The 25063-nt window shown below is 47.7% G+C and carries 11 protein-coding genes; 7 read left to right on the forward strand and 4 right to left on the reverse strand.

The features are described from left to right. Positions 1 to 21 precede the first annotated feature (21 nt). The 4 genes from AC5JBY_RS26680 to AC5JBY_RS26695 all read right to left on the reverse strand — a co-directional run bounded on the left by AC5JBY_RS26680 (position 22) and on the right by AC5JBY_RS26695 (position 8763). Positions 22 to 1665, reverse strand: a complete 1644-nt coding sequence (locus tag AC5JBY_RS26680; RefSeq protein ID WP_495907726.1) for a glycoside hydrolase family 28 protein — start codon at positions 1663 to 1665, stop codon at positions 22 to 24. Positions 1666 to 2396: 731 nt separating this feature from the next. Continuing rightward, positions 2397 to 4097 (reverse strand): RagB/SusD family nutrient uptake outer membrane protein, encoded by a 1701-nt coding sequence (locus tag AC5JBY_RS26685; RefSeq protein WP_495907727.1) that lies wholly within the window; start codon positions 4095 to 4097, stop codon positions 2397 to 2399. 18 nt (positions 4098 to 4115) lie between these two features. Next, entirely contained in the window at positions 4116 to 7397 is a 3282-nt protein-coding gene (locus AC5JBY_RS26690; protein WP_495907728.1) for a TonB-dependent receptor, read from the reverse strand. 256 nt (positions 7398 to 7653) lie between these two features. Continuing rightward, complete coding sequence (locus AC5JBY_RS26695) at positions 7654 to 8763, reverse strand: FecR family protein (RefSeq protein ID WP_495907729.1); 1110 nt, start codon at positions 8761 to 8763, stop codon at positions 7654 to 7656. Positions 8764 to 9221: 458 nt separating this feature from the next. Here AC5JBY_RS26695 and AC5JBY_RS26700 point away from each other — a divergent pair, with 458 nt between their 5' ends. From AC5JBY_RS26700 to AC5JBY_RS26730, 7 genes are all read left to right on the forward strand, one after another. After that, complete coding sequence (locus AC5JBY_RS26700) at positions 9222 to 9911, forward strand: hypothetical protein (protein WP_495907730.1); 690 nt, start codon at positions 9222 to 9224, stop codon at positions 9909 to 9911. 113 nt (positions 9912 to 10024) lie between these two features. Beyond that, positions 10025 to 10450 carry an SRPBCC family protein gene (locus AC5JBY_RS26705; RefSeq protein WP_495907731.1) on the forward strand — a complete coding sequence of 142 codons (426 nt, stop codon included), beginning with the start codon at positions 10025 to 10027 and terminating at the stop codon, positions 10448 to 10450. 96 nt (positions 10451 to 10546) lie between these two features. Beyond that, positions 10547 to 11107, forward strand: a complete 561-nt coding sequence (locus AC5JBY_RS26710; protein WP_495907732.1) for a hypothetical protein — start codon at positions 10547 to 10549, stop codon at positions 11105 to 11107. Positions 11108 to 11393: 286 nt separating this feature from the next. Further along, entirely contained in the window at positions 11394 to 14081 is a 2688-nt protein-coding gene (locus AC5JBY_RS26715; RefSeq protein ID WP_495907733.1) for a hypothetical protein, read from the forward strand. Between the two features lie 6 nt (positions 14082 to 14087). Further along, positions 14088 to 17477 (forward strand): DUF6603 domain-containing protein, encoded by a 3390-nt coding sequence (locus tag AC5JBY_RS26720; protein ID WP_495907734.1) that lies wholly within the window; start codon positions 14088 to 14090, stop codon positions 17475 to 17477. Next, a complete protein-coding gene (locus AC5JBY_RS26725; protein WP_495907735.1) occupies positions 17474 to 20233 on the forward strand; it encodes a hypothetical protein in 2760 nt (919 codons plus the stop codon). Before AC5JBY_RS26720 ends, AC5JBY_RS26725 begins: the two co-directional genes overlap by 4 nt. Further along, a complete protein-coding gene (locus AC5JBY_RS26730; RefSeq protein ID WP_495907736.1) occupies positions 20230 to 25047 on the forward strand; it encodes a hypothetical protein in 4818 nt (1605 codons plus the stop codon). The genes AC5JBY_RS26725 and AC5JBY_RS26730 overlap by 4 nt, the downstream gene beginning before the upstream one ends. The last annotated feature ends 16 nt before the right edge of the window (positions 25048 to 25063 follow it).

Consider the following 25063-nt stretch of genomic DNA (forward strand, 5'->3'; position numbering starts at 1 on the left):
TGGTAAGAAGTCTTTGGTTAATTATTTCAGTGTGACGCTTTTTTCGGAGGCGCCGAACTCGTATTGGACTTTTTGTTTGGCTTTGGATGCATCGGTGTTAGTGATTGCAATTTTACCGGTGCGGTCGCCGCCAATGCGGAACAGTAGTTCTGTTCCATCCCGGTAGGTGATCTTGTTGAATGACAGGTTATCGCTGTTGAGTACGTCTACTACCGGGTTGGTTTCTTTGGTGATGAGCTTAATGTTGTTGAATGTAATGCCGGTGGCCTCGCTGCAGTCGATACCTTTGTTCGCCTGCAAAACCATGTTCTCGAGCTTAATGTTCTTAATGTGCATTTCGGGCAGGCCCCGGATGAATATGCCTTTCTCAGCGCCGTTGCATACTACATTGTTTACATAGATGTCTTTGAATACGGGTGTAGCTTCTGTTACGGGCAACATCTCTACTTTGGGTGCTTCTCTTTTTTCTCCGTTCAGCGGGATCGGATCTTTGGCCATGTAGTACATGTCGAACAGGATGGCCTCGCCGGGAATATCTTTCATGTAGATGTCTTTGATAAAGATATTCTCTACTACCCCACCCCGGCCGCGGGTGGTTTTGAAGCGGAGGCCAATATCGGTCCCTATAAAGGTGCAATTTGTGACGTGAATGTTGCGTGCGCCGCCACTCATTTCGCTGCCTACGACAAATCCGCCATGGGCATGGTAGACGATGCAGTTGCGGATGATCACATTTTCCGTGGGCATACCGCGCTGACGACCTGCTTCATCGCGACCGCTTTTCATGCATAATGCATCATCGCCCACATCGAATGTGGAGTTCTCGATAAGTACATTTTTACAGCTCTCTACATCGATGCCGTCGCCGTTCTGCGCATACCAAGGGTTCTTAACGGTGACGTTGCGCACCGTGAGGTGTTCGCTCATCAAGGGGTGCAGGCACCAGGCGGGTGAGTTTTGTATGATGACTCCTTCGAGGAGTATCTTTTTGCATTTGGTGATTACCAGGAGGTTGGGGCGCAGGAAGTCTTTTATTGAGTCATAGAAGATGGCTGTTTTGCCTGCTTCTATGACGCCGGGGTTTTTGAGGAGTGATCCTTTCAGTGCTTTTTGCGAGGGGTACCAAGTGCGTCCGTCCGTGCTGATACCTCCGGAAGCTACCAGCTTTTTCCACTGGCTTTCGGTGAGCTTTTCTTTTTTCACCATGCGCCACGCATCGCCATTACCGTCGATGATGCCGCTGCCTGTGATCGCAATGTTTTGCTGGCCCTGGGCGGATATGGGCGACTGGTTGCGCATTTGTGGTAATCCTTCCCAGTTGCCTTCTACCAGCGGATATTGGTTGAAATCGTCGCTGAACTGCAGTACCGCCCCTTTTTGCAGGTGGAGGTTTACATTGCTTTTCAGCACTACCGGTCCCGTGTTCCACAATCCCGCCGGCACCAATACTACTCCCCCACCTTTCTTGCTGCAATCGTCGATTGCTTTGTTGATGGAGGTGGTGTTGATGGTGACGCCGTCGGCAACAGCGCCATATCTGGCAATGTTGAATGTGTCTTTTTTGAAAGTGGGTTGCTCAATTTTAGGCAATACCTGGGCCGTAGTGGGTGAAAAGGCGGCAATCAGGATCGTCAAGAGTGTTGTATGGAAGCAAATCTTTTTCATAGTAGTCAAGTCAATCGCACGAATAATATGCATCAATAATTTAATTTGAGGGGCGCGGACAGGGTCCCTATAGGGCATTTTGCGCCCTGGTTCAGGTACAAGTCTAAACAGTTATTTATTATTAACGAACTCATTTCCATTGTTTTTTTACGCAAACGTTGCCGAAAAGGATTTCGGGGGAAGACGTATTCTCTCAATATTCGCCGGGAAGGCGTTAAGGCGGCAAGAAACCGTCTATACCTGCAAACTTCGACAATGTGCAGGTGGCTCAGGGCAATAAGAATGGCCGATCGATAACTCTAATATTCCTTTTGCTTCGATAGCAGATTTCTCACCCTGTATACCGGCTGTGGTGGCAGGTGCGTGTGGCAGGGTTCGAAATGACACAAGAGAGATTCGCTACTGTTTAAAAGTGGCCGGCTTCCCGGGTGGTTAGTCCGGGCGCCGGCCGTTTGTTGGTTGTTCAAGGTTTCCGTCTAAACCAAGCTTTTGATCTTCTCATGTGTTGCCCTGATGGGGCTGAATACCTTTTATGAATTCTCTGCTACGAAGCTGTAGCCCCGTTGGGGCTGAATGCCTTTTGACACGTTTTCGTTTGCGTCGTTTGGCTTCGTTCGCTTCGTTTCTCTTCGTTTGCGTTGCCTCAAGCCGGAGGCTTGAAAATACCCTCACTCGCCAGAGGCGAGCGAGTGAATACCTTTCCTCCTCCCTCTCCCTTTGCGTGGATACGTTTACTGGTAGCCCGGGTTTTGGGTGAACTCGGTTTTGTTGACTACGGCGTCGATCTGTGTTTGCGGAATGGGCCGTATAGTATGGTATGTTTTGATGTTGGGGGCCGCTTGTGGGTTGTATTGGGTTACGCGCTCCACCAGTTTGCCTGTGCGCTTCAGATCGAACCAGCGCCATTGTTCGCCGGCCAGTTCGCGGGCGCGCTCATCCAACACGAAATCGATGGTAGCATTCGCCGGGGTAATGTCCAATGAATTGGTGGGCTGTCCCGTGATGACTGCGCGACGGCGGACCTCATTGATCAAGGTGGCTGCGGCCGCGGGCTCATTCATACGAATCTTCGCTTCAGCGGCTATGAGTATAATATCCGACAGACGGAAGATCACGGCATCGCGTGCGCTTTGCTGCTCTGCTACGCTGGGGCGGGTGGGGTCCAGGAATTTCTTCAGGGAAATGAAGTTGGATGTGTTTCTCGGTGTGCCGTTGGCATTGAAAACATTGGCGCGATCGAATATCTCATATTTGCGGCTATCCCTAAACTCATTCGTCACTGTGCCTTTGGGCATCCAGTGTGCTGTGTCGCCGGGATTGAGGGTGAAGTTTTGTTTTGTTCCTGTTGTCAATGTGCGCTCGTATGTTGTGGCGGTAGGTCTGTTGCTGAACCAAATATCCTGGAAGCTTGCCGCATAACGGCTGTCTTTGGTTTCATCAAACAGATCGAGTAGGAAGCGGGTGGGCATGTAACGGCTGAAGGGCCGGCCATAGATAACATCTCTGACCAAGCCTGGGCGCACATCATATTTCTGAAGGAACATTAGGTGGCCATTGTGTGCTCCACGAGGGTGGCCGCCGGGGTAGACTATTGCACCGGCTGGTCCCTGGAAATCGTTTATTGCCAGGTTGGTGCTGTAGTTGACTGCCCAGATGATCTCTTTATTGATCTGGTTGTTCATGTTCCAGAGTGCCGCGTAGCTGGTTTGTAATTGCAGACCGTATTGTGTCATTACACGGTTGGCGTAATAATAGCTGCTGTCGGGCTTGTTGACATAGAGGAACATCTTCGACAAGAATGCTTCTGCGGCTGGTTTGGTGACACGGCCATTATCCGGAGTGGTATTGGGCAGCCGCGCTGCTGCAAAGCGCAGATCATTCAGTATCTGGTTGTAGAATGTATCGACCGGTTTGCGGTTGGCTGTATTGACAAGTCCCTGTGTTTCTTCGAGTGTGAAGTGAACGCCGCCCCAGGTCTCGACGATGGTGTAATAATACCAGGCGCGCAGCATGCGTAGTTCTGCTTCGCGGATGCTCTTGAGGTTATCTGTCAAGCCTGATTGTGGAACGCGTTTGATCAAAGCATTGCACAGGTTGACTACTGAATATAAGCGCTGCCAGTTGGCCGTGAGGATAGCATTGTTGGAGTTGAGACCGCTCGTGAATTGTGTGAGCTCGGTATTGGGATCGTCTACTCCACTCATCCAGAGGTCGCTGGAGGCTTCGTATAGATGGTAGCCTGCTTCCTTGCCCCAGAGGTGGCGGTTGTAGCTGTAGGCTGCGCTTACGCCGGCTTCAAATCCGGCTGGTGTATTGAATACTACATCGGCTGTGAGTCCGCCGGGGTTGTACTCTTCCAGTTTTTTGGTGCAAGCTGTGGCCAGCAGGAGTATGGCTGTGAAGGCCGACAGGTATATGGGAATGCGTTTCATAATAATCTTTTTAGTTGGTTAGAAGTCTACGTTAACGCCTGCTACTACGAGTTTGGTCATTGGATCGTTGAGGGCGCCACCGCGTTCTACATCATATTCGCTGATCTTTGAAAAGGTGAACAGGTTCCTACCGGTTACATAAAAGCGCATACTGCTTACGCCAAATTTGTTGAGTACTGTCTTGGGCAGGTTGTATCCGAGTGTGATGTTCCTGATCTTTACAAAGGAGCCGTCTTCGTAGGCCAGCGTAGATGAGTATGGCAAGGCCGCGAATGAGCTACTGGTGCGCGGATGCGGAAAATCGTTGGAGGCATTTTCGGGCGTCCAATAGTTTACCACTGCTCCGTTCTCCCGACCAGGCAGGTGCACGCGGCTATTGTAGGCATATTCGATCGTTTGTCCCATACGTGCGAAAACAAAGACGTTCAGGTCAAAGGCTTTGTACCGGAAGTCGATGTTGAGGCCTGCATTCCATTTGGGCACGAGCTGTCCTACTACTTTGCGGTCTTTGATGGCGCTGATGATGGTGTCTTTCTTGCCCATGTCTTCCACGCGAATGTCTCCTGGCTTTTGGTTGTATAGTTTTGCCAATGCAGAATCGGCTATTTGCCAGATGCCTATTTTGTTGAAGTCGTATGCTACGCGTGTAGGATATCCGATGAACCACTCGTTGAGGACATCGTCGATGCCGCCCACCAGTTCTGTAATCTTCTCTTTAGCTGTGAAGAAACTAACACCAGCGTTGAGGCTGATATCGGACTTGCGAATGATGGCTGCGTTCAGGTTGATGTCGATACCTGTTGTTTGTGTGCTGCCCACATTGTCGAAGGTGGCGGATACGCCTGACGAAGCGGGCAGTTTGCGGAGGGTGAGCAGGTCTGTGGTCTTTGTTTGGTACAGATCAATGCTACCGCTGAGGCGATTGCTGAAGAGGCCGAAATCAAAACCAAGGTTCAGGGCTTTTGTTTTTTCCCATTGCAGGTTGGGGTTACCGATGGTATCGCTGAATGTGAAACCCAATGCCGAGTTATCTCCAAATGAATTGGGGATGCGTATCAGTGTGGATTGCGTGCGATAGGCCGTGATGGCATCGCTACCTGTGATGCCGTAGCTTACGCGCAGCTTCAGGTCGTTGAGGTAGCTGATGTTTTTCATGAATGGCTCATCGCTCAGGCGCCAGGCCACGGCTGCTGCCGGAAACACATCCCACTTGTTGCCGGTGCCCAGTTTGGATGATCCATCTGTGCGTATGCTGAATGAAGCGAGGTATTTGCCTCTAAAGGAATAGTTGGCACGGCCTGCATAGGATATCAGGTTCTCTTTGGTATACCCGCTGGCGATGGCCAGGTTTTCTGTGGTGTTTTGCAGGGCGTAGAATAGTTGTGATGGCAATATTTGTTTGTTGCCCTGCGCCTGTACAAATTCATTGCTGATCTCGAGGAAGGTGGTGATGCCTGTGAGTGTGAGGTTGTGGTCTCCTATTTGTTTATTATAGGTAAGTATGTTCTCCCAGTTGATGTTTCGTCCGCGGGTAGCTACGCCTAAACCCAATGAGCGTTGTCCTCGCTGTGACATGGAGTTGAGGTCAAAGAATGCGCCTTGCCGCATATCGTTGAACACAAAGCCGAGGTTGCTTCTCAATGAAATGCCTTTGAAAGGTGTCAACTCCAGGTAGGTGGCTGCCAACGTGCGTGTGGTCAGTGTATTGTTTGTTGCGATGCCTGGTAGTTCGTCGGCCAGTGGGTTCCAGCGGGCCTGATCGTTGACCGGGAACAGTATAATATTGCCGGCGCTATCATAAGGCAGTGACCAAGGGGCTACCTTGCTCGCTTCGTCCATTGGGTTGGCGCGTACATCCACATCGTAATAGGTGAGCTGCATTTGCATGCCTGCTTTGGCAATTTTGCCCAAGGTTTGGTCTACGTTCATGCGGCCTGTGTAGCGTTTCAGCTCATCACCTTTGAGGAGGCCTTTCTCATTATAATAGTTGAGGGAAAGGTATACTTTGGTTTTATCGCCTCCGGCAGCAACACCTACCTGGTGTTCCTGCTGGCTACCGCGGTGCAAGAGCCTATCCGAGTAATCTGTATTGACGCCGTTGCCAATGTTCTTCAGTTCTTCGGCACTGAACAGCAGGGCATCATTAGCAGGGCTGGACCAAGTGCCATTGGGATTGATGCCTGCCAGATCGATCTTGCGGTTGGCTTCTCTTCTCCATGCTCTGTATTCTTCCGTATTCATGTAACGCGGATATGCCGATACGTCTGATTGTCCGTAGTAAGAGTTGACGCTAATCTTCGGTTTACCGCTGCTGCCACGCTTTGTGGTAATGAGGATAACACCGTTGGCTCCGCGGGAACCATAGATGGCTGTGGAGGAAGCATCTTTCAATACTTCCAGTGACTGGATATCGTTGGGGTTGATGTCCTGGAAAGAATTGTATTGTATACCATCCACAATCACCAAGGGTGCGTTGCTCGCCATCAGTGAACGGTTGCCGCGGATAACGATGCTGACATTGGCAGAGGCTGATCCGCTGGAGCGCATGATATCTGCACCGGGTAGTTTACCCTGCAGGCTTTCGAGCACATTGCCGGAGGGTACTTTTTTGATCTCATCGCTCTTGACGGATACTACTGCCCCGGTAAGGTCGCGCTTTTTTACCTGGCCATAACCAATGACAACTATGTTTTCCAGGCTTCTGGCTACTGATGTCATTGCTACGCTGATGTCTTTTTTGTTGCCCACTTTTACTTCCTGTGGGTCGTAGCCTATGGAGGAAAACACGAGGATATCATCGTCGTCTGCATCGAGGGAGAAAATACCCTGATCGTTGGTGGTAGTTCCTTTTTCTGTTCCTTTGATCTTTACGGATACGCCGGATAGCGGCACACCGGTATCATCGGTAATCTTTCCGGTGATGAGGTCTTTTTTTGCCGATACCGCATTTTCTTTGATGACGATCAGGTTGTTTTCCATCAGGAGGTACATGAGACCTGTTTTTGCCAGGAGCTGATCGAGTGTTTGCCGGATGCTGGCATCCTGCACATCGAGGTTTACCTTCTGACGGATGTTGCGGAGCTGGTCGTTGTAAAGGAACCTGTAATTGGTTGCTTTTTCGATGCTGCTCAGGATGCCGGCTATTTCGGTCTTTTTGAACCGGAAGTTGAGCTTTTCCTGACCGAAGCCGGTAGCTGACACGTTGAGCGTGAAGACAATAAGCAAGAAAGTAGTCAATTTCATAACAAGCAGTGCTTTGGAAAGCAGGGCGCGTTGTCGCCCCGTTAGCGAACTTTTCATACTTTAGTGATCGTTATGGGTTAACAAATTCTCCTTCCGCGACAAGCAGAAAGAGTACACCAGTTTTTAACCTATGGCCTGAACGGGGAATGCTGCAACATTCTCCGTTCCTTTTTCGGCAATGGGCAATCGTGAATCGGCAATGGTTGCTGAATGACGGCAATCGGCAGTCGACAATCGGCAGTGGTTGCTGATTATTTATAGTTTACGATTATTTTTTCGGCAGGTTCCCTGTTTCGGATCTTTCCTAATTTTCTCATTCGGTAGTTTTAGCTATTCGTATAAAGACTTCGTTTCCTTTTATTTCAAATTGGAAGGGAACGGCGATCGATAAGGCCCTGAATGCTTCCTGCACGGTTTCTGTTTCGAGTGAGCCATTGAATACAAGTGTACGTGCCTGTTCTTCTTCGAAGTGGATGGTGATATTGTACCAGCGTTCCAACTTCTTCGCCAATTCATCAAAACGGTCGCCTCTAAACTCCAGGCGGTTGTACATCCAGGCAGTCTCGAACCGCTCTTCTGCCTTCAGGTTGCTATCGAGTGTAATAATGCCTGTCTCCTTTGCGCTTACAGTAGCCGGTTGTTGCGACACTGTGTTCTCTTCACTGGCAGACGTGGTAATATTTTTAGGTAATACGATCTTTTGGTTAGGACGTAAATAAATGGGTTGGGCTTGTCCCGGCTTGTCTGTTGTGCGGGTGATCTGTACCAGCCCATGTATGAGGGTGGTCTCTACGTTTGGTTCTTCTGTATATGATTTTACGTTGAAGGCTGTGCCCAATACCCTGATGTTGATATTGCCTGCGTGTACTATAAATGGTTTGCCGGGCATTTTTACCACATCAAAGTAGGCTTCTCCCTGTAGTGTCACTTCGCGGGTGTTGCCACTGAAACCGGGATCGTAAGTAATGCCTGAGCCTGCATTGAGCCACACCGTGGATCCGTCGGGCAGCAGCATGCGGGTCTTACTTCCTTTTTTGGCGATGACCTCATTTTCTTCTTTGTGCTTATTGTTATTTATAGAAGACCAGGACCAAACGGCCAGGGCTACGCCTGCAATGGCTGCTGCCCAACGTGTGAGTTTCAGCAGGCGGGCTGCCCGGGGTATTCGTGGAACCGGCTGTTGTTGTTCGTCTATTGCCGGGGTTTCCTGTGCGGAGCGTTGCAGGATATTGTTGATCCTGGTAGCTACTTCTTCTGTGCCGCCCACCTGATCGGGCTTCCACAGGCGCTGCAATAATTCATATTGCTGCATGAGTACCGGCTGTTGTTGCAGAGCCTCCATGAGCGCTGCTTTTTCTTCCGGCGTGGCTTCTCCGCTCAGGTTGCGGGACATCAGGAACCATATGTTTTCTGGTCTTTCCATGTTGTGTTCTACCGTTTACGCATAGAAGGACAGGGGTTTTGGAAAAGACCATTAAAGGGAAACCATATTTTTTTGGATTCCTGACTGTTGAAAAGTTTATAGGTTGATAAGTTGACAGGGGGAGGGTTGATAGGCTGGCTGGGTCAATAGGTTGAAAGGGAGATATTATCTACTACTAATCAATCATTTACAACTAACAGGGCTGGCTCTGGGGATCGTAAGAATGGTGTGCTACGGGAGGGAGATGGTCCACAGGCGACCTACTTGTCGGCCCCAGGGGAGGTTAGGAACAGGTGTAGGGTTGATGCGGGTCAAAGTCTCTATAAGGTCTCTATAAACTCTCTGTAATATCTCTAAAAGGTCTCTGTAAACTTGTATGGTTAATTTTTTTTATTTATCTTAGGTAATGGATGAATCTTTCTATTCAACCATTTCTATAACCTTTAATCATTTATCTTATGGCCAGGAATTTATCTACCACTATTAAGCTTCAAGGAACTCTTGGTGGACTAACGCACGTGAACAGCCGTGCTTACGGGGATCATGTTCGCGCAGAGCGAGGTACCTACACTCCCATTTCTCTCAATGCTACTATGGAGGCATGTAAGGACACGCTCATGGATTGTAACGGTGAAGCAAAAATTATTTTTGAAACTTTGCGGGATGAGTATCGTGACGGCACTTTGTGGTCGCGGTTGTTGTCGCTCTTTTTTAAACGTGCCAAGGAGGGTTTAAAACCTCACGTGAGCATGTTGCTGGGACTGGAATGTGATGCCAAGTGTAAACTGGCCAACATTCTTGGGACCAGGTATTCGGTAAACGTGGAACGCGCGGCGAAGAGCCTGCAGGTTTCTGTTGGGCTTGTTGTGCCTCCTGCTACTACGGATGTAAAGGGGATGACGCATTACCGGTATCATGTGGTTGTGTTGTATCCCAATTTTGCCAAGAGCCGTGTTGTTAAAGAGATTGCCGCCAGTGACATGATAACTTATCCAGGTAAGCTGGATGAGTTATCATTTGAAGTGTCTGCGCCATCAGCTACTGCTCCTTATATTGTGTTGCTGGGTATATCGGGGTATTCTCATGTGAATGGGAAATATTATGATGTGGCTACTTACAGAGGGCTGGCTGTAGTGAAAACGAGTTAGTCGCAAAGCACCTCCATTTTGTCGTTTTTGCCACTTACCTGTTTTTATAATGGGGTGTATGTTTGCATTATCAAATAAACAAATAATCACTCATCTTATCTAAAAGTAAAATCATGGAAACAAAAGCAAGAACAGCCATCACCGTAGAAACAACTGTTAAAGCTCCTGTAGCTAAGGCCTGGACTTATTTCAACGAACCTGAACATATCAAGCAATGGGCTTTTGCTTCCCCCGACTGGCATGCACCCGCTTCTACTAACGATCTGCGCGTGGGCGGCTCTTTCTCTACCACTATGGCTGCTAAAGACGGTAGCTTTAGCTTCGATTTTGGTGGCATTTATGACGCTGTAACCGAGCATAAGCTGATCGAATATACTATGGGCGATGGCAGGAAGGTGAAGGTTGTTTTTGAAGACAAGGGTAATGAGACTCATGTAATAGAAACTTTCGACGCAGAGGATACTCACTCTGTTGAAATGCAACAGGCAGGCTGGCAGGCGATCCTTGATAACTATAAGAAGCATACTGAAGCAGCTTAACTAATAAAATAAGTATAGCCCAACAAAATTAAAAGCGGTGACTGATGTTGCCGCTTTTGTTTTATTTACTGTGTGTGTTGTATATATTTGAGGGATATGAAACCTCTCCTCATCGTATTCATTTCTTTTTTTGCTTTTTCCTGCAACTGGCTAACAAAGGATGATAAGAAGGCCGATGCTGTTATTACTGAAAAGAAAGCGCCTATTGATCTTTTGGATACTTTAAAATCGTACGAACCTGCCATTTATAAAGGAACTGTTCCTAAAGCATTTTATACGCACCGGGGCATATATGACTGGTGGAGATTTCCATTGGTTTATCCTTATGCGATCAATTGTGTCGATGAGACTGTATATGGCGGTATTTGCAGTGAAAAGGGTAAAACTGATTTCGACGCAGGCGGGGGTGTTCAGCTTTTGACTCCTTACTTTGACAAATTCATTTTTGACAGATCGTATTTCGTTGGATCAAAGTGTAAAACAGACTTTGATAAGGATCAGACTCCTTATTTTGAACAGTATTTTATTTTTTCTTTCTCCAAGGGTTCGATCAAGAAAGTTTCCGGGAAGGATAGTTTGTATAAGCAATTAAAGGAGATGAAGTTTAGTGGCGATACCACCTTCATGACAATCAGAGAATTTGCGGAAAAGCTGTAGCCCTAACTGTATTTATACCATTCGCATTAAATTATTGCTAACACTTTTTTTATTGTTGAAGCCTGCAACTGCTGTTGTGGGCTTTTTTGTACACAAAATTGTTATTATGCCAGAAAAAATACCGCTTTTCAGGGAGGCGCTGTGATGGGATGGACATTTATTTTTGGTCAGTGACAAAGTGCATGTCGGCAATTGGAGCCCTATCGAACATTACCCTCCCCTAAATATATATCCCGTTTCCAATTTCCTTCCTGTCTTATTATTCATTTACGATAATATATTGGTAATGGATATTAGCCGGATCTATAATTATTATCCTTCTGTTGATCTATCGAATTTAAGTGGCTTGTTCAGTGAAAGTGCTTTTAATAATGGATCGAAGATCTGTGTGATCAGTTACTTGTCCCGCAACCTCCGGATCGGGGAAACAATGCGGTTTACCAATAAATATGTTCTCTTTCTCGAGAATACCAATACGGTAGATTCTGTTACCTGGAGTTATCGATTGCACAATGACAAGGATGAGGCTTTTCCTACTGATGCTACTTTACTGCCTGCTACGGTCATAAAGAACAATGAGTACGTGCTTGAATTCAGCAATGTTTTATTGGATAATCATCAGGCTCTTCGTTTCAGCAGGCTGACGGTAACGTGTGTTGTAAGTAAAGGCGCCGATTCAAAGACGATCGAACTGCATCACACGCTGGTAAAATTCATAGGCGTCGAGACTTTGTTTACGGCTAATATGGAGTATGGTTCTTTCATCGGCAATCCTGATACCACGAATTTCCTTGTTAATTTTTTGAAGGATTACATTCCCGGTAATTTTATTACCTGGAATGGCTTGCCCGTGAGTACGGCAGTAACCGGTGACAGCAGTCTTATCAATTATGTAACTGCTTTGTTGTACTATAAAACAGTGACCTACCTGGAGAACCGCATTAACAATGGTTCTTATTATGATATAGGCAGGCACGACAATGGGGAAATCGAAGCGTTCATTCTCTCGGATACTATGGGAGACACGATCCAAAATACCAATAATGGTATTTGTGAGCTTCCTCTGCATTTGCTAAGTGATGTTATCGATGACTTTACGACCTTGCCCAATTTCGTTTCTATCGACAGTAATAATAAGTTGTACAAAATGCTGAGCCGGCCTGTGATTGCCGGCACTAATGCAGACGATACGGCTCAAAATGATGAAGAAAGTCTGCGCCTGATCAAGGAATCCAAAGATCGCCTCGTTGCGCAAAAGGCTGTTTTCGATGGCCGCAAGCTGCTCGATCTGTATCACTTGTCGCGGTTTCCTAAATCGTCTATCATCTTATCGGGTATTTTATTCAAGTTCATTTTTGAAGCTTCGCGGAAGAATACTCATAATGAGTGTCTGTATAAAGCCCTGGATTGGGCTTTTCCCACACTGGATGGCATAAAGACCAAGTCGGACCTGATCAACAATTTGTATTCTCATTACCTGGAAGGGCCTGTCAATAAGGTAACATCATTCAGGCGACCGGCCCGCACCTGCGGGCAGTATGCCTGGTCGCCTTATGTTTATACTATTGCTAATTTCTACCCACGGGTTACCAACGTCTATTTTGCAAAGAAAAAGGTTGTCAGTACTAATAATCAATTAAGCTGTTTTTTTATTCCAATCGATAGTCTGCACCTGCAACAGGATAGCGCCGGCGCCAATATTCCTTTTGACGGCGTACTGGGCCGGGAGGTATATATCATTATTGAAACGATAGGTCTGGAAAATAAAGAGGTGATCTGTCAAGTAAAATCAGAACAGGATGTGCTTGCCAGCGGAGCACTTGGTCTCATGCGGAATGGTACACAGGATACTGAACATCGCGCAACGGTAGGATCGTTTGTGGACCTGGAAAACAATAATCATTCGAGTGCTCATTATGTGAACCTGAAGAAGCATCATGCCGACAAGGCTATTATAAAATTGTATTTAAGGCCAGCAACCCGTGCGTCTTTCAATACCTGGTATGCAAACTTAACTACTGCAGGAACCAACAATCTTTTGCCAACCGTAAAATTGTCAGACAATAGTGAGGCGTATTGGGGCGAAGATGGCCACGGCTCTTCCGGTACTTTTTTAAATACTGCTGCCAAGGGTCAATTCCGATTAGTGGGTCGGGCCTTCTATGACATTTTCCATTCTACTGACCTTTATAATTATCTGCAGGGACTTGCCGGTGGTGGCGCTGCCAGCGTGATCGGTAAAGTTATTCCAACGCAGGCAACGGATGTGGTGTATTATTATCGTGATGAAAATGATAATGAACATTATTTTGGATCATTCACCATTCGGTATACACAAAGGTGGCCGATTACCCAAACTCAACCTACTGATCTTGTAACGATGGTTGAAGCTACAAGGTTGCATGAGTATAACCGGGATGGTGTGCATATCCGGTTTATGACGGATAATTCTCCACGGGATTATATTAACCTGGACAGTTTTGCGGGCTTGTTGGGGGCAATGGCTAAGGATGACATTGCAGATCTTGGGTTCAATGGCTTTAGTATGCCTGATGGTTCAGCCGGCGCGAGTGTTTCTCACATTAATGGTGTAAATGGTGATCTCCGGTATTTAAGGACAAATCGTGATGGACAGGCTTGTACTGTGCGGGATGCCCAGTTTGATTATAACAGGCAGATCACTTTTACTAATTCATTGCATTTATATGGATGGGGCCGGACAAATAATATGTTATCTGAAAGGTTTATCAGGAACAACCAGACGATCCTTTTGCCGCACACGACACACTTTCATCGTGTTACTGTGAATAATCAGTCTTTCGATTCAGCTGATGTTAATCCGGGGGTAGATAATCCACAACTGGTATTGAGTGGTCCGTTGGCCAATACACAGGTTAATGGTCCTGTGGTGAGGCATGATCATCACCTGCATTTGCAGGGTTTTGGTTTTAATACAATTGTCATTATTCTTTAAATTCTTATGGCTAACAATAACTTCTCTGCTACAGTTCTTCTGGAAACAGGCTACCTGCTGAGCCCGGTGAAGTCATTGAATTCCGGTGAGCGGGTGGTTGCCTTTTTCAAGAAACTTGGCTACGATCTGCCACAAGCCAATGTATTGTCTGTTTTATCAACTTTAGTGACCAAGGTTGAGGATGTGATCGAGGGCGCCAGTGAATTAGCCAATGCTACCACGGATTCGGAAAGGCAAGCTGCTATTGTCGCGCTGGTACCCAAAGTAGGCAGCACCTTTGCAGAGGTAAGTAATCTTGTTACTGCCATCAATAGCCTGGCTGGTTATTCTGCTGCCAACAATCCTCCGTTGAGTGAGCTTCCGAAGCGGGTTATCGATTATCTGCTTTTTCAATATTTATATCAACGTCAGCCCAGAATATTCGGCATCTTCTATTTATTGGGCATCCTGGATGATGCGAATGAATTGCAGGTTATCCACTGGGACAGATTGCCACGCTATTTCACGGAGCCCGCAGTGGTGTTCAATGAAATGTACAGCTGGAGCACCTCGTTCAATACTGATGTTTTCCTTGGTCGTTTTCAACTCTTCCTGAAGGCCATGGGCATAGCAGGGGGTATTTATAAGCAAAGTGCCACAGTAAAAAATGCACTCGGAAATACTACCGCCGATCTGTCGGAATTAAGGATACCTGTTCTACAAAAGGGTTATTATCCTGAGCTATATGCTCAACTCGGTATCAACTTATCGCCAGCAGAAGCGAAGGCGAATGCTCTCAAGGGGATTGCACTGATCCCTTATTTCACTGGCACCAGCCAATTTGATTTTGAGATCAGTAAAAAATGGATGGCTGTTTTTACCAGTCAGCTTACTTTGGACGCCGGTGTTGGTCTTGTGATAAGGCCTCCTTTCAATGTAGAGATATTTGAAAGGATCTTTTCGGCCCCTCTCGAGGCGGGCTCTTTCGAACTCGGCCTTACGGTAAAGCAAAAGCCTGATCAGAATAACCAGTCGCCCGTTATTTATTTATTTGGTTCGGAGAGCGATACGCATATGTCTATTAAAGGTATTGCGGCTAAATTCTTTGTGAGTTCCGGGGCCGGCGGTCAGGATATTGGATTGGAGATCGATTTTGAAAAGATCAAATTGCAGGTTGGTGGCGGTGAGGGTGATTCTTTCCTCAACAAAATGCTTCCTGAGGATGGCATCAGTGCTTCTGTGGGTTTCGGGCTCGGCTTTTCGCTTAAACGCAAATTCTATTTCAAAGGGAGTAGCGGTATAGAGATATTGTTGCCTGTGCAACTAAAACTGGGGCCTGTTGAAATTCAAAACATACTGGTTGGTGTTACTATAGAGAATAATAAAATCCCGATCTCTGTTGGTGCCGATGTAAAGGCTGAGCTTGGACCGCTGGTTGTTGTGGTACAAAACATAGGTCTCAAAACAAACCTAACCTTTGCCGATAACGGCGGGAATATGGGTCCGGTAAATGCCAGTTTCGACTTTAAATTCCCTGATGCTATCGGTCTTTCGATCGATACTTCTGTTGTAAAGGCTGGCGGTTTCCTTAGCATCAAACCGAACGAGTATATCGGTGCGCTGGAGCTCGAGATCAAATCTTTCAATCTTGCGATCAAGGCTATTGCGATCATCAACACCAATCTTCCTGATGGTAGTTTCTCGCTGCTCGTGATCATTACGGCCGAGTTCAATCCTATTCAACTCGGTTATGGATTTTCACTGAATGGGTTGGGAGGATTGTTTGGTTACAAGCGTTCTTTCCAGGCTGACGAGCTGCGGCTGGGCCTTAAAACGAAAGCACTCGACAGCATCTTGTTTCCCAAAGATGTGATCGCCAATATCGGCCGGATCGTTGGTGATCTTAAAAGGGTGTTCCCCATCGGTAACAATTTCCTGATAGGCCCTATGATCAAGATCGGCTGGGGCACTACGCTTGTGACCGCCGAAATCGGCGTGCTGATCCAGGTGCCGGAACCTGTGATCATTGCCATCTTAGGCATTATTCGTTTGCAACTGCCCGATCCGAAGGAACCTGTTCTTCTGCTACAGATCAACTTCCTTGGTGTTATCGACTTTGAAAAGAAGATGTTTTCGCTCGATGCGTCTCTGTCCGATTCGCGTATTCTTATAATGACTATCACCGGTGACTTTGCGTTGCGGATCGGCTGGGGCTCTCCTGCTACTTTTATTTTCAGCAGTGGTGGTTTTCACCCCGATTTTAAAGAGGCTCCTGTAGAGTTGCAACATATGGAGCGGCTGGGTATCCAGGTGATCAATGAGGAATCTATCAAGCTCGGCATCGATGCTTACTTTGCTTTAACTACCAATACTGTTCAAATAGGCGCCCGTGCGCGGTTCTGGGCGCAGAGTGGCGGTTATACTGCTGTTGCTGAAGTAGGGTTCGACGCGCTTATTCAATTCGATCCTTTCTTCTTTACCGTTGCCATTTACTTAACCGGCCGTGTGACGGGTCCATTCATCGACATCGGTATCGATGTGCGGGGTAATTTATCTGGTCCCAATCAATGGCATGTGTGGGGTTATGCAAAGGCCAGTATCATTGGTTTCTCGATAGAGATCCCATTTGATGAAACATTTGGTGATCCTATTGAAGAGCTGTCGGCAGGTCTTCAAAAGGTGCTTGACATACTGAAAGAAGAAATTCCCAAGAGTTCCAACTGGAAACCGATCACGGTTGTTACCGGGCCGCCTAAAATAAGTCTGCGCGAAAATAAAACGGGGCCAGACGATATGCTCATTCACCCCAATACGACTTTGTCTTTCAATCAGCGGGCTGTTCCTCTGAAAACCAATCTTGAAAAGTTTGGTAATAAGGGTATCGAGGACGCGCGACAGTATACTCTTTCTGCCTCCCTACCCGACCTTGGTCTGGGACTTGGTGGCACTCCGCTGTATGATCTTTTTGCACCGGGCCAGTTTTTCAATATTCCGAAGTCCCAGCAGTTATCGCGTCCTTCCTTTGAACGGTTTGAAAGCGGGCAAACTTTTAGTATCAATACTTCTACTCCTGCCAATGGAACTGCTGTTTCGAAGGACATAGATTACGAAGTGGTTTATATCAGGCGCAAGAAGCCTGCACCGGGTGTTGTGATGAATTTGCTGGGTGCTCAAATGGTGGTGCTTCTGGCCGATGGTGGTGCGGCGGCCAAGTCTAAATTCTCCCTGGAAAAGAACCGGACTTCTCATCAGGCTCCTCCTGTGATCGGTATCAACCGGCCTGAATATGTAGTTGTGAACAGTAATGATCTTTCTCTTTTGGGAACGGAAATTTTCAGTAACCAAACGGCGGCGTACAATGAACAGCAAGCGCATGGGGTTCAGGGTACCGTCGTTTTATCAACGCATGAATTATGAGTTTAGCCAATTATACGTTTCTTCCGTGGCTGCGCACTGGTGCGGGCAGAGCGCTCCAAACTCCGGATACGCTTAGCAGCGGGGGTGAGGCAGGCAGCCGCGCTACCTTAAAAGTGGATGTGCAGGTGAATAATGCCGTTGCCGGCACCAAGGAATTCCTGATGGCCGGGCCATCGGAGGTAGTTGGTTTCAATAAGGACATGGTGATCCGGACTGCCCCGGAAAACTGGAGCACTACCTGGGCTCCTAACTATGTGGCGCATGTAGAGTTTTATGAAGAGGACCTTCCCTGGCGCTACACACCGGCCAGGGCTAATGGTGATAAGCTGAGGCCATGGATCACGCTCATCGTTTTAAAGGAAGGAGAATTTACACGCAGGGAGACTGTTGTTCCGCTGCCGCAGATAGAATTGACGAATGCTGCTGTTTTACCTCCTTTTGATGAGACCTGGCTTTGGGCGCATGTGCAGCAAATCTCTTCTTCTGAGATTGTCGAAGACCTTGCTGCTTCAGATCATATTATCAGCCGGTTGGTTTGCCCACGCAAACTGGAGGCGAACTCGCGCTATTATGCGTTTGTGATCCCCACGTTTGAGAGTGGACGGCTGGCCGGATTGGGCAGGAGCGAAGATGATATCAAGTTGGTGCATACGCAAGATCCTGCGTGGGGCCTCTCTCCACAACAGGAGGCTGTTTTCCCCGTATATTATGAATGGTTTTTCCGTACGGCGGAGAACATGGATTTCGAATATCTTGCCTCGTTGCTGGAAGCAAGGCCCACAGACCCCATGGTGGGCAGGAAGCCGCTCGACTGCCGCCAACCGGGTTTTGGGCTGCCTGATTATCCAAATGCTTTTACTTTATATTTTGAAGGTGCGCTTCGTGCTCCCCAATCGACCGGTACTGTTACCATCGATCAAGCTTCTGCTACCAACTTAACGGACTTCAGCAGCCGGATCAAGGGCTTACTGGACCATTCTATTTCTGCTAATGGCGACCCTGTAGTTGTTCCTCCTTTTTATGGCCAGCAACATATTTTCCAGCAATCGTTGTCTCTGACTGAAAATACGTGGATCCATCAGTTGAACCGTGACCCTGCCTGGCGGGCTGCTTCTGGCCTGGGTGCAACTATTTTCAGGAAGTACCAGGATGTGTATCTGCAGAAGGCGTGGGAGCAACTGGAAAGCATTGTGGAGGCCAATAAAATTATCGATGCGGCTAATGCATCGCTCGCTATTTGCAGTTTGCTGTATGAGCAAAATATTGCGCGTCTGTCTTCTGAAGCGTTGACTGCTATTACCGGCCCTGTGCATGTAAAGATCAAAGCGAAGAAAAGCGATGGGAGAATGGTTTCGCTGAGTGAACTGTTCCGGCTCAGCTGTTTCAATGGTTCTATTTATTCTTTGGGTTTCCGCAAGCTGATCAGGGGTAAGGGGCCTTTCCGTCGCAAACTTGAACGTGGTGGTGGCAATCTGAACCTTGAAGTGTTGAAGAAGCTAATGGTACTAAAGGCCAGAACGCCTTTTATATTAAAGGAGGCCAAGGAGTATAAGGATGTTGTTGTGATCGACCGGCCCAAGTTTGGAAAGCCTTCCGGCAGCTTTGGTGACCGGCAGCTGGAAATCAGTGCTGCTCAACTGGAACAGGCTTTTACTGCTTTTACCAATATGATCGCTAATGAGCCTGCTATTGCAGGCTGTGAAGAAAGGGGTAGTTATGATCTTCAGCATGCTATCAATCCTGTTATTACTATTTCTCATTTGCTTGGCCAGGTTTTGGATATGCCCGGTGGTAACTGGTTTGGTGATCCGCTAAAAATAAAAGCTGCGCTGGCTTATCCTGATTTTGAAGATCCAATGGTGGAGAAATTGCAGGAGCACTCACCTGAATGGATCGCTCCTAACCTTGATCTTATTCCTAATAATACGGTGACGTTGCTTGAATCGAACCGGAAGTTTATCGAGGCTTTTATGGTGGGTGTGAATGTGGCGATGAACAAGGAAATGCGCTGGCGTGAATATCCTACTGATGAGCGGGGCAGCTGTTTCCGCCAGTTCTGGAATGTGAAGGGTATCAAGAATTTCAATAATGCAGGGAATGCTGCAACTATTGCAGAGCAGTTTAAAGACATCAGCCCGATCGATACGTGGAAGAACTGGACGATGAACCCCGCGAATGCAAAACTCGATGTATTTGGTGAACACAACGTAAGGGCTCAATTGCCTGAAGCGGACCAGCTCGTGCTCACGATCAAGGGTGACTTACTAAAATGTTTTCCCAACATTACTATTTATGCTGCCGAGGCATTGGAAGAATCGTATACTGACAATGGTGCTACGCAAAAAAGAATGGTGATCAAGCCTAATGGTTCGATCAAGTTTCCCGTGTTCAAAGCTGCTTCCGGCGCAGATCTTCAATTTATCGGTTTTGACCTCACTGTTGCTGCGGCCAAGGGTGATGCTGCTCATGCCGGGTGGTTTTTCATTATGCAGGAAACTCCGGGCGAAGCACGGTTTGGGCTGGATATTCAAGCGCCTCCTACCGGAGCAGCGGCTTATTCCTGGAATGATGCTTCCTGGCAACTGGTGCAGGGAAACTATATTTCCAAGAACGACAATGTTTCGTCCATTACCGGCGGCATGCCCGTGGCTGAAAGGACGCGGTGGGGCAGGAATGCTGCCGACATGGCTTTTATTCTTTATCAGAAACCAGTGATGATCGCTATTCACGCAAACGAAATGCTTCCTTCATTATGAGTGATTATAAAACAAGTATCAATGCCCTGTACAAATTAAAGCAGGACGTGGGTGACCTGGAGCGGAAGGCTGCAGACCTTAAGAAGCAGTTGGTGATACGGAATGATGTGCGATTGAAGAAGCAGCTGCAGACGCTCGAGAAAAATATTGCGACCGCCAGGGGGCAGATCAGCAATGCGATCACGCAATTGTATACTGATCCGAAATCTGATCCTCTATTGCAAATAGATGAGCCTAATCCTATTTTGCTATTGCCTTTAAGGCTGGAGACAAGGTTTGCTGCAGGGGGTAATGAATTGTGGGTCCGTGTATATCCAGATGAAATTGCCATCAATAATCATGATGGTGCGCTTACTGATTCAGAGGTGAAGGCTGGCAGTTATTTCTGGAAGTACTTGTGGGAGCATTCCAAGTTGACTGATTTCGCCGAACATAGGAAGAGAGCCTGGAGCCAGGTAGTGAACAGGTTTGGCGAGAACAGGGCCCGCTGGATATTCAAGCAGACAAAGCCTGTGAAGTTGTCCAACACAGAGGATTTCAACCTGATCTTACAAGAGGCTGATCTTGCTCCTGCTCCTTTTACTACCAAACCGCGGGCGTGGCATGAGGCGGCGAAGTGTTATGTGATGCCTGATCTTTTGAAGCTTCGGTTGTACGTGAATCAATCGCTCGCTTTTGAAGTGATAGGCTTACCGATCACTTATCCATTGCCTGTTGGCCCCGATCCCAAGGCTACCGGCGCACCCGGTTCTGTGGACTGGAGCAATACTGATATTGCGTGGCTCGAGGATTTCGACAAGGCGCTGGATGCGGGCATGGCTTTCAAAGTAGACCTTCGTTATGTTGCCGGGTATAATGCTGTTGAAGGGTTCAGCCGCATCACCGTGATGGGTATCAAATCGTTGTTTGATGAATCGCCGTTAACAACGTCGCCTCCCAAAGCGGGCACGAAGTTGTTGTCTTCTCTTTTTGACAATCACCAATATACTGCTGCCGGCCTTGCGCTTGTGCCGCAAGGTACTCCCACCAATAATACAGAAGAGCGCAGTTCTGGCTTCGAAGAGCAGGGCGGGTTCAATGAGGACAGGTATGAGCAGTTGCTGCGGCCTTCTATTGTTGGTAATATTGCTGATGACCGGCCCGATGGTCAACAGCTCGCTGCTGCTCTGGGACTCGACATCACTTTGTTTGACAAGCTGGAGCATAGCCGGAATACTGATCGCAAGGAAGCTATCACGATGAACAAGGCTCTTTATCCTGCTACCCTCGGCTTTTTCCTCCGGCATCTGCTGCATCCGCTTTTCAAACCGGAGCAACTGGATGTGATCCGTTCGTTCTTCTGTAGCTATGTTACCGGGCGTGGTCCTGTGCCGGCCTTTCGTAAGGGTACACAACCTTATGGCATTTTACCTACCACTGATTTCAAGCAGTTCTATCCCACCAAGGATGATGTGAATTACAAATTGTTATTACCGTTGACGGAATTGCTGCGGGAACCTGCCGCTGCTTTTGAAGCGGGTATATCCAATGTATCGAAGCTTGGCCAGGCTAAGGATGTGCATGAGTTATTGGATTCAATACTTGGGTTGTATCCTAATTCGGCTACTTTTTATCAACGGATTGGCTATAGCGAAAGCTCTTTGCGCAGTGTACTTGCGACAAATGTTATTCAACCTCCAAATAAATTACTGGAACGCCTCATCACCAAGTTCGCCAATTATACGCAAGCAGCGCCGGAGGGCATCCTGCAACTCAAGAAGCTCGTATTCGAAAGGAGTACTTACAAGCTCGACGAGCGCAGGCTTGTAGATGTGGCGCCTGTAAGTGAAACAACTTCTGTGTCGATTCCCAAGGCCGTACCTCAGCCTGTGCACCAGGGTGCCAATTATATTCAGTGGCTGCAACAGCACTATATACGTGGATCTGCGGATATTGAAAAGGATTATTTTGCTTATACCGATCCACGGATTGCCGCTCCGCTGCTGTATCCATTGCTGAAGCATGGCTTGTTGCTTCAACTGTATAAATGTGTTTTTCATTGGCTGAGTAAAGATGGTGTACTGGCTCCTTCGTTGAAGTTATTTCATGACGGCTCTGCTACTGCCGACTTCATTGCTCCCAAGGAATTCCTGAACTTTTTCCAAAAGAAGGAGGACATCAGCGCCATGGAGCTTATGATGATCGATGGTGGGCTTTTGCCTAATAAGCCTCCTACCGATGCCGTAACTTATCTTTTGTATAACGCCAATGGTATCATCAGGAATATGCTTCGGCTGGGTCAGATGACCCCGGAGATAACTAATGATTTCAGGTACCTGACCGAGTTTTATAGTTCGCTTGCTTTGCTTGCCAACCAACCTTCGGCCCGACTGGAAAGGGCTATGGTGGAGCATCTGGATTGTCTTACTTACCGGCTCGACGCATGGCAAACAGGGCTTGTATATCGCAAACTTGAAACACACAGGGGTAACCAAAAGGCAACCGGTACTGTTGTGGGCGCTTATGGCTGGCTGCTCAATGTGCGTGCTGCTTCGAATGTAACGTATATACAGGAGGCCGACCTTCCTGCGGAGCTTCGACCTGGTAGCAGTAATCCTATCATAGCGGCCAGCGCCGAAGGTGGTTATATTCATGCGCCTTCGATGACGCAGGCCAAATCGGCCGCGCTATCGCGGAGTGCTTATCTGCATCACCACGACGCCGCCAATCCTGATATGATGGCTATCAATCTGAATGCTCCGCGTGTTCGCAAAGCGCTGGAATTATTTGATGGTATTCAAAAGGGGCACCTAATCGGTGAATTGCTTGGCTACCGGTTTGAGCGGTTCTTGCATGATCAGCCTGTGCCGCTCGATAAATATATTGGTCCTTTACGGGGCGCCTTTCCTATTGGTGGCAGAACGATCGGGAATCCCGGTAATGGTAATGATACTTTTGCCACGCAATCTTATAAGCCTGCTGCTTCGGTGGCACGCCTTGACGGACTGGCCATGATCAATGCTATCAAGGGTGGAACTTCTTATCCTTTCGGTATTGGTCAACTACCCTTGACGGGTGCAGACGCGGATGTGCTTAAAGCAGGAATCGCCGACCTAACGGACTGTATCGATGCTATGAAGGACCTGATGGTGGCTGAAAGTGTTCATCATCTTGTGCAGGGCAATACTGACCGTGCCGGCGCTTTGCTGAAATCTATTCATGAATTAAAGCCGCCTGCCCGGTTTGAATGTATTCAAACGCCGCGTACGCCTGCTGATATACTTACACACCGAGCTTCTATCTTATTGAATCCCGGTGATCTTGCCAACCCTGTGAATCCCTGGCCATCTATCGCTTTATCTCAACGTGCTCTCACTGAGCCTGCGCTCAATGAATGGCTGGGGCATGTGATCGGTATGCCAGATGTTTTCCAATGCCGGGTAACGGAGGTGGAGTCGCGCACCAACGGCCTCGTTACTTTAGAAGACCTACAGCTGCAGCCTATCGATATCGTTTACCTCGCTCCTACTCATTGGGATGAGGACTCGGAGCTCATGCGCCGGATCGCTTATCATTACCGCATTGCTCAAGGGATCAAAGAGGATGTAGAGATAGAGATCGCCTGGGATGGGGCTGAAAAGAAATATCAAAGTTTTGCTGAGTTGTTGCCGTTGTTGAAGTTGTTGAAAGAGGTGGTGACTAATGCCAAGGTGCTGGACGCCGCTGATTTTGACCTGCAACGTTATCCTGGCAAAACCAACGCAGCTAATTTGATTATCGAGCGCGCGGGTCGTATTGTTACAGATATTGGGTTATTAAAGGCGAGGCTGGACCGGCTAGTTGGGGTTGTTGAGCCATTGCAGGTGAAGTTGCAGAAACTGGCTGAGAGCTCTACCAGCTCCTGCGCAGAGCTCAGGGAGTGTCTTATCGAATGTTGTGTTTTCGAATTGCGTGCTGCTTTTCCTCAATCTGCCGTGGGTGAAGATGATGGATTGAAGCAGCAATTGCAACAGCAGGCTGTGGCTGTTGTAAAAGACCTGCAGCAAATGTTGACAACTGCGCGGGCAAGTGTTATGACTTCTGAAGGTTTGACGGCCTCCTTCGCTCCTTTCTTTGGTCCTGCTTTCAAGGTATTGCCTGTGTTCCATTTTCCAGAACAGGCTAATGATGAAGCGGACAGGCTGGAACTGGTGCGGCAGGCTTATGACGGTGAAGATCAATTGTTCGCTTTTATTACTGATAAAACAAAGTTGTCGCGCCAAAAGCATATTCAAAACTGGATTAATGGGGCTTCTTATGTTCGTTCCAAACTGGCTGCTTTTGAAACTGCGCGGCTTTGGTTCAACGCTTTCCGGCAAGAGCAGCTCGATCTGCATGTGATGCAACTGCCTTTTGCAAAGGAGGACAGCTGGCTGGGTATCGAATTTCCGGAGAAGACGGCTGGCCGTGCCGGTAAGTTGTCTATGTTGTTGCATCACTATCCGCAAAACGGTGCTCCTGACTGGAAGGGGGCTTCGTATTGTGGTTTGTTGGTGGACGAATGGGTAGAAGAAATCCCGGGCCAAGAGGAATTGACCGGTATTAGTTTTCAGTATAATCAACCGGATAGTCAACCGCCACAGGCCTTATTGCTGGCTGTTGCTCCCAAAGATAACAGCAAGTGGAACTGGAATACGCTGAGTGATATCATCGATGATACGCTGTACCGGGCCAAGCAACGTGCCGTGGGCACCAATGAGCTGGCGGGTACCGACTGGATTGGCGTGTTGCCCGGTGCGCTTGCAGAATTTTCTGCCACGAAAGCTAATTTTTCTGCTTTTTTCAGAAACAGATGATGTCTTTAACCTGAAT

It is taken from the genome of Paraflavitalea sp. (assembly GCF_059502485.1).

Coding starts and splice junctions, on each gene's coding strand:
- AC5JBY_RS26715 (WP_495907733.1), top strand. CDS start 11,394: ATGGATATTAGCCGGATCTATAATTATTATCCTTCTGTTGATCTATCG.
- AC5JBY_RS26680 (WP_495907726.1), bottom strand. CDS start 1,665: ATGAAAAAGATTTGCTTCCATACAACACTCTTGACGATCCTGATTGCC.
- AC5JBY_RS26695 (WP_495907729.1), bottom strand. CDS start 8,763: ATGGAAAGACCAGAAAACATATGGTTCCTGATGTCCCGCAACCTGAGC.
- AC5JBY_RS26685 (WP_495907727.1), bottom strand. CDS start 4,097: ATGAAACGCATTCCCATATACCTGTCGGCCTTCACAGCCATACTCCTG.
- AC5JBY_RS26710 (WP_495907732.1), top strand. CDS start 10,547: ATGAAACCTCTCCTCATCGTATTCATTTCTTTTTTTGCTTTTTCCTGC.
- AC5JBY_RS26705 (WP_495907731.1), top strand. CDS start 10,025: ATGGAAACAAAAGCAAGAACAGCCATCACCGTAGAAACAACTGTTAAA.
- AC5JBY_RS26725 (WP_495907735.1), top strand. CDS start 17,474: ATGAGTTTAGCCAATTATACGTTTCTTCCGTGGCTGCGCACTGGTGCG.
- AC5JBY_RS26690 (WP_495907728.1), bottom strand. CDS start 7,397: ATGAAAAGTTCGCTAACGGGGCGACAACGCGCCCTGCTTTCCAAAGCA.
- AC5JBY_RS26700 (WP_495907730.1), top strand. CDS start 9,222: ATGGCCAGGAATTTATCTACCACTATTAAGCTTCAAGGAACTCTTGGT.
- AC5JBY_RS26730 (WP_495907736.1), top strand. CDS start 20,230: ATGAGTGATTATAAAACAAGTATCAATGCCCTGTACAAATTAAAGCAG.
- AC5JBY_RS26720 (WP_495907734.1), top strand. CDS start 14,088: ATGGCTAACAATAACTTCTCTGCTACAGTTCTTCTGGAAACAGGCTAC.